Origin of the sequence: Roseateles sp. (assembly GCF_036486225.1) — a bacterium.
In the GTDB taxonomy this organism is placed as follows: Bacteria; Pseudomonadota; Gammaproteobacteria; order Burkholderiales; family Burkholderiaceae_C; genus Roseateles.
Genome location: NZ_DASVNZ010000074.1, coordinates 1 through 10,226 on the forward strand (window position 1 = coordinate 1; position 10,226 = coordinate 10,226).

The window sequence follows — 10,226 nt, forward strand, 5'->3', positions numbered from 1 at the left end:
GCCGTCGCCGTTCGGCGCCGTCGCGATGGCGCAGACCGCGCCCCCGCCTGCTGCGCAGGCAAGCGCGGCGCCCGGCACCCCGACCTCGCCGCAGACCGCCCCGCCCGGACCCATCGCCGGCTGCCCGATGCTGGTCGCCTCCGGCAATCCGCAATACCCGCCCTACCTGTGGCGCGATCCGACGGACGAGCAGAAGCTGGTCGGCGCCAACGCCGACCTGATGCAGTGGCTCGCGGCGGAGATCGGCATCCCGATCGAGACGCGTTACGTCGGCCCCTGGGGCCGTGTGCAGGAGGAGATGCGCGCGGGTCGCATCGACCTGATCGCCGGCGCCTTCTTCACGCTGCCGCGCACCGAGTACATGGACTACTTCCATCCCGCGTTCCGCGAGACCCGCAGCGTCATCTGGACGCGGACCGCGGCGCCGGTGGCCTACAAGCGCTGGAGCGACCTCGCGCCCAAGCAGGGCGTGACGGTGATCAACAACAGCTTCGGCGTGGAGTTCGACAACTACGCGCGCCAGTCGCTGAAGATCAGCCAGGTCGCCAGCATCGAGCAGGCGATCCTGATGCTGCAGCGCGGCCGCGCCGACTACCTGATCTATGAGGACACGCCGGCCGAGGCCTATGCCGCGCGCAACGGGGGGCCGGCGATCCAGCCGCTGATGCCGGCGATCGCGCGCGAGGGCCTGTACCTGACCCTCGCCCATCGCTCGCGCTGCAACACCCCGGAGCTGCGGGGCCGTGTCGCCCGCGCGGTCTACAAGCTCTCGCAGGACCGCGTGATGAATCGCTTCGTCGAGCAGGGCTTCGTGCTCTGGCGCAAGCAGCCATCGCTCTGACGGGGGAGCCGCGGCGGGCGCGCCGGGGCGGTATACTTCTGCCTCTTTTTTGTGCAACCGCTGCTCCGTCCTGATGTCCACGCCGCCGCCCGGCTCCCTCGTGCTGGGTCCCTACGTCCTGCCGAACCGTCTGTTCGTCGCCCCCATGGCGGGCGTGACCGACCGGCCCTTCCGCGTGCTGTGCAAGAAGCTCGGCGCGGGGTATGCGGTGAGCGAGATGGTGACCTCGCGCAAGGACCTGTGGAACAGCCTGAAGACCTCGCGCCGCGCAAACCATGAAGGCGAGTCCGCGCCGATCTCCGTGCAGATCGCCGGCACCGACGCGGCGATGATGGCCGAGGCCGCCGCCTACAACGTGGACCGCGGCGCGCAGATCATCGACATCAACATGGGCTGCCCGGCCAAGAAGGTCTGCAACAAGTGGGCCGGTTCGGCGCTGATGCAGGACGAGGCGCTGGCGCTGGAGATCGTCGAGGCGGTGGTCGCCGCGTGCGCGCCGCGCGGCGTGCCGGTCACGCTGAAGATGCGCACCGGCTGGTGCCAGGCGGAGAAGAACGCGGTCGCGCTGGCGCGGGCGGCGGAATCCGCCGGCATCGCGATGGTCACCGTGCACGGCCGCACGCGCGAGCAGGGCTACAGCGGCCACGCCGAATACGACACCATCGCCGCGGTGAAGGCCGCGCTGCGCATCCCCGTCGTCGCCAACGGCGACATCGACACGCCGCGCAAGGCGCGCGAGGTCCTGGCCGCCACCGGCGCGGACGCGATCATGATCGGCCGCGCGGCGCAGGGCCGGCCATGGATCTTCGCGGAGATCGCGCACTTCCTGGCCACCGGCGAGGAACTGCCCGCGCCGCGCATCGCCGAGGCCAAGGGCTGGCTGATCGAGCACCTGCACGACCACTACGCGCTGTACGGCGAGCTGACCGGCATGCGCAGCGCGCGCAAGCACATCGGCTGGGCCGTGCGGGCGCTGCCGGGCGGCGAGGACTTCCGGCGCCGCATGAACACCCTCGAGAGTTGCGACGGCCAGGTCCGCGCATTGACGGACTGGCTGGACGCGCTGGCGGACGACCATGACCGGCTGCCCTACCTGCCGGCCGCCGACGCCGCCCTCGACGATGCAGACACCGACGCAGCCGTTGCCGCGAACGACGAACACCAAGACCAAGACCAAGAAAGAAGGCTGACGGCATGACGCCAAAACCGATCGACTCCTGCATTCGCGAAAACCTGGAGGTCTACTTCAGGGACCTCGGCGGCGAAGTGCCGCATTCGATGCACGAGATGCTGATCCGCCTCGTCGAGAAGCCGCTGCTAGAAGTGGTGATGCAGCACAGCGACGGCAACCAGAGCAAGGCCGCCGAATGGCTGGGCATCAACAGAAATACGCTGCGCCGCAAGCTCGTCGAGCACAAGCTGATCTAGACCACCCCTACCGGCTCCGCCGGCCCCTCAAGGGGCGAGCACAGGAGCCCGGCAACGCCGGTTCTCCGCGCTCCGCTTGGTAATACGAATCCCCCGCCTCCAAGGAATGTTCATGGCCCAACTCACCGCCCTGATCTCGGTCTCCGACAAGACCGGCATCGTCGATTTCGCCAAGGCGCTGCATGCGCTGGACGTGCGCCTGCTGTCCACCGGCGGCACCGCCAAGCTGCTGGCCGACGCCGGACTGCCGGTGACCGAAGTCGCCCAGCACACCGGCTTCCCGGAGATGCTGGACGGCCGCGTCAAGACGCTGCATCCGAAGATCCACGGCGGCCTGCTGGCCCGTCGCGACCTGCCCGAGCACGTCGCCGCGATCGAGCAGCATGGCATCGACACCATCGACATCCTGGCGGTCAACCTCTACCCGTTCGAATCCACCGTCGCCAAGCCCGGCTGCACGCTGGAGGACGCGATCGAGAACATCGACATCGGCGGTCCGGCGATGGTCCGCAGCGCGGCCAAGAACTGGAAGGACGTGACGGTGCTGACCGACGCGTCGCAGTACGCGCAGGTGCTCGACGAACTGAAGGCGCACGGCAAGACCAGCGACAGGACGCGCTTCGCCGCGTCCGTGGCCGCGTTCAATCGCATCGCCCAGTACGACGCCGCGATCAGCAACTACCTGAGCGCCCGCCTGGAAGACGGCTCGCTGGCCGAGTACCCGGCGCAGATGAACAGCAGCTTCATCAAGGTCCAGGACCTGCGCTACGGCGAGAACTCGCACCAGACCGCCGCGCTCTACCGCGACCTGTACCCCGCGCCCGGTTCGCTGGTCACCGGCAAGCAGCTGCAGGGCAAGGAGCTGAGCTACAACAACATCGCCGATGCAGACGCCGCGTGGGAATGCGTGAAGAGCTTCGAGGCGCCGGCCTGCGTGATCATCAAGCACGCGAACCCCTGCGGCGTGGCCGTGGCGGCGACTGCCGCGGACGCCTACGCCAAGGCCTTCAAGACTGACCCCACCAGCGCCTTCGGCGGCATCATCGCCTTCAACCGCGAGGTCGATCGCGCCGCCGCCGAGCTGGTGTCCAAGCAGTTCGTCGAAGTGCTGATGGCGCCGTCGTTCAGCGCCGAGGCGCGCGAGGTCTTCAAGGGCAAGGTCAATGTGCGCCTGCTCGAGATCGCACTGCCGCCGGGCGGCACGCGCCCCTGGGACCAGGGCCGCAACGCGCAGGACGTCAAGCGCGTCGGCTCCGGCCTGCTGGTGCAGACGGCCGACAACCACTTCCTGACCAAGGCCGACCTGAAGGTCGTCACCACGCTGCAGCCGACCGCGCAGCAGCTGGACGACCTGATGTTCGCGTGGACCGTCGCGCAGTACGTGAAGAGCAACGCAATCGTGTTCTGCGGCGGCGGCATGACGCTGGGCGTCGGCGCCGGCCAGATGAGCCGCATCGACTCGGCACGCATCGCCTCGATCAAGGCCGAGAACGCCGGCCTGACGCTGACCGGCTCGGCCGTGGCGAGCGACGCCTTCTTCCCGTTCCGCGACGGCCTGGACGTGCTGGCCGACGCCGGCGCGTCCTGCGTCATCCAGCCGGGCGGCTCGATGCGCGACGAGGAAGTGATCGCCGCGGCCAACGAGCGCGGCATCGCGATGGTGCTGACGGGCGTGCGTCACTTCCGTCATTGATCGTCGGGGATTGATCGTCGGGAGGGGCCGGATCGCACCGGCCCCTCCCGTCGCGTGAAGGTGGCGTCAATACTTGTACTCCTGTCGCCTGGCAACTCCCACCTACAGGGGAGCCCCGGTGGATCGAACGTCGCACGCCCGCCACTCCTATCGCACTTTTTTACCGGGATGTGACCTCTTTCACAGGGTCTCCTGACCGCTCATTGCTACCTTTCGCCCCGCACCGCTGAGGTGCTTTTTTTTCGAGAGAAGTATTCCAATGAGCAAGATCTCCCTCATCGTCGCCGCCGCCCTGCTGGCCGCCGGCGCCGCACAAGCCCAATCGACGACCCCGGCGCAGAACAGCGTGTACGGCGAAGTGGGCTACACCTTCGTCAAGATCAAGGAAGACACGACCGGCGTGTCGGCCAAGCCGGGCGCGCTGCGCGGCATCGTCGGCTGGGACGTGAACCCCTACCTGGCGCTGGAAGCCATGTTCGCCACCGGCGTGTCCGACGACACGACGCAAGGCGTGAAGTTCAAGGTCTCGCGCAGCTACGGCCTGTACCTGACGCCGAAGTACGCCATCAACAGCGACTTCGAAGTCTTCGGCCGCCTGGGCTACGCCGACTCGAAGCTCAAGCTGTCGGGTGGCGGCCAGTCCTTCTCGGGCACGGACAGCAGCTTCTCGTGGGGCCTGGGCGCCAAGTACAACTTCAACAAGCAGGTGTACGGCGCGCTGGACTACACGTCCTACTTCGACAAGGACAACCTGAAGATCGACGGCGTGACGCTGAGCGTCGGCTACCGCTTCTGAGCGGACGGCCTCGTCGTTTCGAAAGCCCGGCTCCGGCCGGGCTTTTTCGTTTCCGCGCCCGCAGGGCCGCAGCGCCCCGCCTAGTCGGGCCTCTCTAGTCCAGGGTCCCTGCGCTTGGCCCGCCGCGCGAATGCGCATAGCCTTCGTCTCCACAAGAGCAACAACGGAGACAGCCATGGACCAAGCCCTGCACGAGCGCCTGCATCTTGTGCTGGAGCAGCAGCGCGCCGCGTTCGATCGTGAGCGGATGCCGACCTTCGCGCAACGCCGCGACCGCCTCGACCGGCTGCTGCGGATGACGGCCGACCATGCGGAGGCGCTCGCCGACGCGATGTCCCGCGACTTCGGCCACCGCTCGCGGCACGAGAGCCTGCTGGCCGATCTCTTCACCGTCCAGTCCGGCGCCCGCCACGCGATGCGGCACCTCAAGCGCTGGATGGCCGTCAAGCGCGCGCCCACCGCGCTGCACTTCCTGCCCGCCGGCAACCGCCTCATGCCGCAGCCGCTGGGCGTGGTCGGCATCGTCTCGCCGTGGAACTATCCGTACTACCTCGCGATGGCGCCCGCGCTCGCGGCGCTGGCCGCCGGCAATCGCGTGATGATCAAACCGTCCGAGCTGACGCCCGTCACCTCGGATCTGATGGCCAAGCTCGTCGCCCAGCACTTCGCCCCCGACGAGATGACCGTCGTCACCGGCGATGCCGAAGTCGGCAAGGTCTTCACGCAACTGCCCTTCGATCACCTGTTCTTCACCGGCTCGACGCCGGTGGGTCGCCTGGTCGCGCAGGCCGCCGCGCAACACCTGACACCGGTCACCCTGGAACTCGGCGGCAAGTCGCCCGCGATCGTCGACCGTAGCGCCGACATCGCCCGCACGGCCGAGCGCATCGCCTTCGGCAAGCTGCTGAACGCCGGCCAGACCTGCGTCGCGCCGGACTATGTGCTCGCACCCCAGGAGTTGGTGCAGCCGCTGACGGCGGCGATCATCGCCGCCGTGCGCCGGCTGTATCCGCGCATCGAAGGCAATCCGGACTACACCGCCATCGTCAGTCCGCGCCATCACGCGCGCCTGAGGGGCCTGCTCGACGACGCGCGCGCCCGCGGCGCGACGCTGCGCCCCACGCACGACGACGCACCGGCCGATCGGCGACTCGTCCCGACGCTGCTGCTCGACAGTTCGCCCGAGATGGCGGTGATGCGCGAGGAGATCTTCGGCCCGCTGCTGCCCATCGTGCCCTACGGCCATCCGTCCGAGGCGATCGCGCGCGTGAACGCCGGCGACCGGCCGCTGGCGCTCTACTGGTTCGGCGAGGACAAGGTCGCGCGCGACGACGTGCTGGCCCGCACGCATGCGGGCGGCGTCACGGTCAATGACTGCATCTGGCACCTCGGCCAGGAGGAGCAGCCCTTCGGCGGCGTCGGCGCCAGCGGCATGGGGTCGTACCACGGCGTCTGGGGCTTCAACACCTTCAGCAAGCTCAAGCCGGTATTCCTGCAATCGCGCTTCGCCGGCACGAAGCTGTTCCATCCGCCGTATGGCGCGACCTTCGATCGACTGCTCGGCCTGCTGAAGAAGATCGCATGAGCGCGACGGACAGGTTCGACGCCGACATCGTGATCGTCGGCGGCGGCTCTGCGGGCGCGGTGCTCGCGAGCCGGCTCAGCGAGGACCCGGGCTGCCGCGTGCTGCTGCTCGAGGCCGGCGGTCGCGGCGACGGCTGGGTCACGACGACGCCTTTCGCCGGTGCGCTGCAGGTTGCCGCGAAGATCAACAACTGGGGCTTCGAGACCGAACCGCAGTCCGGCCTGAACGGCCGCCGCGGCTACCAGCCGCGCGGCAAGGCGCTGGGCGGATCGTCAGCGATCAACGCGATGGTCTACACGCGCGGTCATCGCAGCGACTACGACGCATGGGCTGCAGCCGGCAACGTCGGCTGGGGCTACGACGACCTGCTGCCCTTCTTCGTCAAGGCGGAGCGCAACGAGCGTTTCGGCGCGCCGTGGCACGGCCAGGAGGGTCCGCTGCGCGTCGGCGACCTGCGCACCGACTCGCCGATCCACGACGCGTGGCGCGCTGCGGCGCGAGCGTCCGGTCACACCGTCCTCGATGACTTCAACGGCGCCGACATGGACGGCCTCGGCGTCTACCAGGTCACGCAGCACCACGGCGAGCGCTGGAGCGTCGCGCGCGGCTACCTGGCGCCGTATCTCGGCCGGCGGGCCAACCTTCGCGTGGAGACCGGCGTGCGGGCCTTGTCGCTGGTGCTTGAAGACCGACGCGCCGTCGGCGTTGAGGTCCTGCAAAGCGGTCATCACCGCACGCTGCGGGCGGCGCGCGAGGTCATCGTGTGTGCCGGAGCGCTGCAGTCGCCGCAGTTGCTGATGCTGTCGGGCATCGGCGACGGCGCGCAGTTGCAGGCGCACGGCATCTCGGTGCGACACCACCTGCCCGGCGTGGGTCGGAACCTTCATGACCATCCGGACTTCGTCTTCGGCTACGAGTCGGATTGCCTCGATCTCGCAGGCATCTCCGCGCGTGGCAGCGCCCGCTTCATCGGAGAGGTGCAACGCTATCGGCGCGAACGGCGCGGGCTCGTCACCAGCAATTTCGCCGAATGCGGCGGGTTCCTGTCGACGCGTCCAGACCTGCCTGCGCCCAACGTCCAGCTGCATCTGGTGGTGGCACTCGTCGAAGACCACGCGCGCAAGCTGCGGATGGGCCACGGCCTGTCGTGCCACGTCTGCCTGCTGCGGCCGCGAAGTCGCGGCGCGCTCACGCTCGCCAGCGCCGATCCGCTGGCCGCGCCACGGATCGATCCGGCCTTCCTGCAGGATCCCGAGGATGTGCGCGAGCTGATCGAAGGCTACAGGCTGACGCGCGACCTGATGCGCGCGCCGTCGATGAGGGCGTTCTGGAAGAAGGAGCTCTGGAGCGCCGGCGTCGACGCGGACGCCGACATCGAGGCGCTGCTGCGCCGGCGCGTCGACACGGTCTATCACCCGGTCGGCACCTGCCGCATGGGGCACGATGAGCAGGCGGTCGTCAACGACCGCCTGCGCGTGCACGGCATCGACGGCCTGCGCGTCGTGGACGCGTCCATCATGCCCAGCGTCGTCAGCGGGAACACGAACGCGCCGGTGGTGGCAATCGCGGAGAAGGCGGCCACGCTGATCCGCGCGCAATGAAAACGCCCCGCGACTGCGAGGCGCTTGGTTCATCGCACGTGATCGCGACGAATGCGCCAGCCCTGTCAGACGCCAGCCGGCGGCGCAATGTCAGACCAGAGGGCAAAGCTTCGGATGAAACTCTGATTGCCGGCGAGGTCGACCTGATAGGCCTCCACGGTATGGTTTCCGAAGGATCCCGGCGCGTTCACGAAGGCACTGCCCGGCACTTCTCCACCGCTGCCCTGCACCCAGGCGCCCTGCTTGTCCACCCGGTACCACCACGAGGCGCCCTGCTCCAGTTGACTCACGTTCACGTGGTCTGCCAGCGTCCGGATGCGGCTGGTGTCCATGGTCAGGATAGGCGCATCGGGCGACGTGTTATCCAGGGTGTACGACACCACGACGGATCGACTGAGATTGCCCGCTGCGTCAGTGACGTAGGACTCGACGGCGTGCGAGCCTTCGCCGTACTGAAGGGCCTGGAATTGCTCGTGTCCGGGCGTACCGTCCGGCTGGATGACCCGGCCGTCGAGTTTGACCGTGAGCTGAGCACCCGGCTCGACATGTCCGATCTGGACATAGCCGCTGGCATTCATGAGCCATTTCCCGCTGGAAGACGTCACGGTCGGCGCGTCGGGCGCGGTGGTGTCCAGGTCCACCTGCATCGTCGTCGCCTGGCCAGCGTTGCCGGCCGCGTCGATCTGCCGGAGCTGGACGGTGTTCTCGCCCTCGTCCAGCACGCGCGACGACAACTGCTGGCCGGCGCCATGACGCCAGTGATCGTCGCCGTTGACCTTGTACTCCCAGCTGCCGCCCTGCTCCAGATTGTCGATCGACACATAGCCCGTGGCGTTGATCAGATGGTTTGGCGCGATCGCGCCATCTTGCGTTCGCGCCACTGACGACACGGCATCGGGCGGCGTGGAATCCAGCGTCACGGCCAGCGAATCGACCTCGCTCACGTTGCCGGCCAGATCGGTCTGGCGCACGTCGACGGTCTGCAGACCTTCGTGCAAGGCGCCCGACACCAGCGTGTCGCCCTTGCCCGCGAGCCAGTCGCCGCCGTCGATGCGGTACTCCCAGCTCGCGGCCTCTTCCAGACGATGGACCAGCAGACTGCCCTGCGCATTGATCAGCGGCAGGCCGTTGCTGGTCACCAGATCGGGCCGGTCCGGCGCGAGGCTGTCACGCGTGACGGTGATGGCCGTGGCGGCACTGTCATGGCCGGTGCTGTCCGTCTGCATCAGCGTCACGTCGTTGCGACCTTCGAGCAGATAGTTCGCCGACAGCTGCGAACCGCTGCCCACGTGCCAGTCGCTCTCGCCGTTGATGCGGTACTTCCAGGTCGCGCCGTCCTCGATGTTGTCGATGGCGATCGAGCCCTGCAGGGACACGAGGTTGCCGTGCCCGCCTTCCACATGCGCTTGCAGCGGATCCGGCGCCTCGAGGTCCTGCCGGACCGTCAGCGTTGCCGCGGCGCCCGCATTGCCTGCCGCGTCGACTTGCACGACCTCGACGTGGTTCTTGCCATCCGCCAGCGCGGCCGCGGGAATGCGTCCGTCATGGCCCTCGATCCAGTCCCCCTGCCCGTTCACGCGGAACTTCCAGCTCGCACCGCCCTCGATGCCGGAGACGTTGATGAAGTCCTTGGCGTTCAGCAGGTCGGTGCCGTTGCTGCTCTGCAGCAGCGGGGCATCCGGCGGCGACAGGTCCAGCGTCACGGTCAGGCCGGTCAGCGGGCTGTGCTCGCCGCCGGCGTCGACCTGGTAGGCCTCGATCCTGTTCTGGCCGGCGACGAGCGCGTTGGCCGGCACCTGGCCGTCCTTCCCTTGGGTCCATTCGGTCGCGCCATTCACCCGATAGAACCAGGTCGCGCCTGCTGCCAGACCGGCGACAGTGATCGTCCCGTCGTTGGTCAGCCCGTCGGTCGACGAACTGCCGTTGTCATGCGCCAGCGCCAGGCCGGGCGCGAGCATGTCGTCATGCACCCGCACGGCCAGCGTGGCGACCTCGCCGGGTCGCCCCAGGTCGTCGACCTGCGCGACCATCACCGCGTGGACGCCGCGGCTCAGCGTGCCGGCGTCGATGCTGTCGCCTTGTCCGGCATGCCAGGTGGTGTCGCCGTCCATGCGATAGACCCAGGAGGTCCCCGGCGCGGCGAGCGCGACATCGACGTGTCCCGCGCCGTCGATCGTGTCCTTGCCCGTGCTGGTGGACAGACGCGGCGCCGCGAGCAGTGGCGGCGGAGGGGGAGGCGGCTCCGGTGCCGGTGCCGGCCCGGGTGCAGGTGCAGGTGCAGG

Annotated in this window: 8 protein-coding genes; 7 read left to right on the forward strand and 1 reads right to left on the reverse strand. The window is 68.7% G+C overall.

Annotation, left to right across the window (positions count from 1 at the left end; genetic code table 11):
* The 7 genes from VF536_RS05530 to VF536_RS05560 form a co-directional block, all read left to right on the forward strand.
* On the forward strand, positions 1-841 hold an 841-nt coding region (locus VF536_RS05530), incomplete at its 5' end, for a substrate-binding periplasmic protein (protein ID WP_331613806.1).
* A gap of 73 nt (positions 842-914) precedes the next feature.
* On the forward strand, positions 915-2,039 hold the full coding sequence (gene dusB, locus VF536_RS05535; protein ID WP_331613807.1) for a tRNA dihydrouridine synthase DusB: 1,125 nt from the start codon (positions 915-917) through the stop codon (positions 2,037-2,039).
* Positions 2,036-2,269: a helix-turn-helix domain-containing protein gene (locus tag VF536_RS05540; RefSeq protein ID WP_088406111.1), complete on the forward strand. Its 234-nt coding sequence runs from the start codon at positions 2,036-2,038 to the stop codon at positions 2,267-2,269. The genes dusB and VF536_RS05540 overlap by 4 nt, the downstream gene beginning before the upstream one ends.
* 112 nt (positions 2,270-2,381) lie before the next feature.
* The gene (gene purH, locus VF536_RS05545) at positions 2,382-3,962 is read left to right on the forward strand and encodes a bifunctional phosphoribosylaminoimidazolecarboxamide formyltransferase/IMP cyclohydrolase (RefSeq protein WP_331613808.1); all 1,581 of its coding nucleotides are present in this window, start codon (positions 2,382-2,384) and stop codon (positions 3,960-3,962) included.
* Positions 3,963-4,221: 259 nt separating this feature from the next.
* Positions 4,222-4,758 carry a porin family protein gene (locus VF536_RS05550; RefSeq protein ID WP_331613809.1) on the forward strand — a complete coding sequence of 179 codons (537 nt, stop codon included), beginning with the start codon at positions 4,222-4,224 and terminating at the stop codon, positions 4,756-4,758.
* A 175-nt stretch (positions 4,759-4,933) separates the two neighbouring features.
* Entirely contained in the window at positions 4,934-6,343 is a 1,410-nt protein-coding gene (locus VF536_RS05555; protein WP_331613810.1) for a coniferyl aldehyde dehydrogenase, read from the forward strand.
* Positions 6,340-7,944 carry a GMC family oxidoreductase gene (locus VF536_RS05560; RefSeq protein ID WP_331613812.1) on the forward strand — a complete coding sequence of 535 codons (1,605 nt, stop codon included), beginning with the start codon at positions 6,340-6,342 and terminating at the stop codon, positions 7,942-7,944. Before VF536_RS05555 ends, VF536_RS05560 begins: the two co-directional genes overlap by 4 nt.
* A 65-nt stretch (positions 7,945-8,009) precedes the next feature.
* Here the strand turns inward: VF536_RS05560 and VF536_RS05565 are convergent.
* Positions 8,010-10,226: hypothetical protein (locus tag VF536_RS05565; RefSeq protein ID WP_331613813.1), on the reverse strand; the 2,217-nt coding region annotated here is incomplete at its 5' end.